This is a genomic window from Faecalibacterium langellae (assembly GCF_002549775.1).
GTDB lineage: Bacteria > Bacillota > Clostridia > Oscillospirales > Ruminococcaceae > Faecalibacterium > Faecalibacterium langellae.
Genome location: NZ_NMTR01000076.1, coordinates 1 through 1,017, shown reverse-complemented (window position 1 = coordinate 1,017; position 1,017 = coordinate 1). Strand labels below are relative to the sequence as shown.

1 protein-coding gene and 1 pseudogene are annotated in these 1,017 nt (G+C 43.4%); both read left to right on the top strand.

All coding sequences use genetic code 11. From position 1 onward, the window contains the following. Positions 1 to 274: pseudogene (locus CGS49_RS13800) on the top strand (hypothetical protein); the annotation flags it as partial. Next, on the top strand, positions 267 to 1,017 hold a 751-nt coding region (gene rarD / locus CGS49_RS13795), incomplete at its 3' end, for an EamA family transporter RarD (RefSeq protein WP_097802309.1). The pseudogene CGS49_RS13800 and the gene rarD, both read left to right, overlap by 8 nt.

Sequence of the window (1,017 nt, the reverse complement as noted above, 5' to 3'; positions counted from 1 at the left end):
TGCAGGGGATTTGGTTAAAGCGGGACGTGCCATCCAAGGAGACATGTTCCACGAACGCTACCGTCAAAAATTGGTTAAAGAATTTGCGACTATTAAGGAATTGTCAGGTCAATACGGTGCTTATGCGACCTATCTTTCAGGCGCTGGCCCAACAGTTATGACCTTGACACCAAATGATCAAGCTGAGGCTCTAAAAACGGCTATAGATGGTCTTGGTTTAGATGGTGAAACCCTCATCCTATCTGTGGATAAAGGAGGTGTTGTCGTTGACTAGAAAAAATCAAGGGCTACTCTTTGGTCTAGCCACCTATATTCAATGGGGATTTCTATCCCTTTTTTGGAAGCTTTTAGCAGGTGTTTCGGCTTACAACATCTTCTCGTGGCGGATTGTTTTTACAGTGGTGACTATGCTGACTTACGCCCTAGTCGCTAAGCAAAATACACGTTTCAAAAAGGAGCTTGTAGAACTTTGGCAAGATAAGAAAGCCTTGCTTCGTATGCTACTTGCTAGTTTTTTCATAGCAGCTAACTGGTTGATTTATATCTATGCTGTGGGTCATGGTCAAGCGACGCAGGCTAGCCTGGGCTATTACATTTTGCCTATTGTTTCTATCCTGTTTGCCCTCATTTTTCTTCGTGAATCATTGAGTAGGACCATGTGGGCAGCAGTAGTATTGGCCTTTATAGGAGTACTGGTTCTTATTGCCAATACAGGAAAACTTCCCATGGTTTCATTGGGGTTAGCTCTGAGCTTTGGTTTCTATAGTCTAATCAAAAAAGGGGTTAGGATTTCCAGTGACGTAGCCATGCTAGTAGAAAGTGGCTTGCTACTACCTTTTGTAGCTATCTATCTCGTTTTCTTTTCTCCAGAATCATTTTCTTCCTATTCGAGCATGGAAATGTTTCTCCTAGCCATATCCGGTGTGGTGACGGCCGTTCCATTGCTTTGCTTCTCAGAGGCAGTCAAAAGGGCACCGCTTAACCTTATTGGTTTCATCCAGTATCTTAGTCCTACGA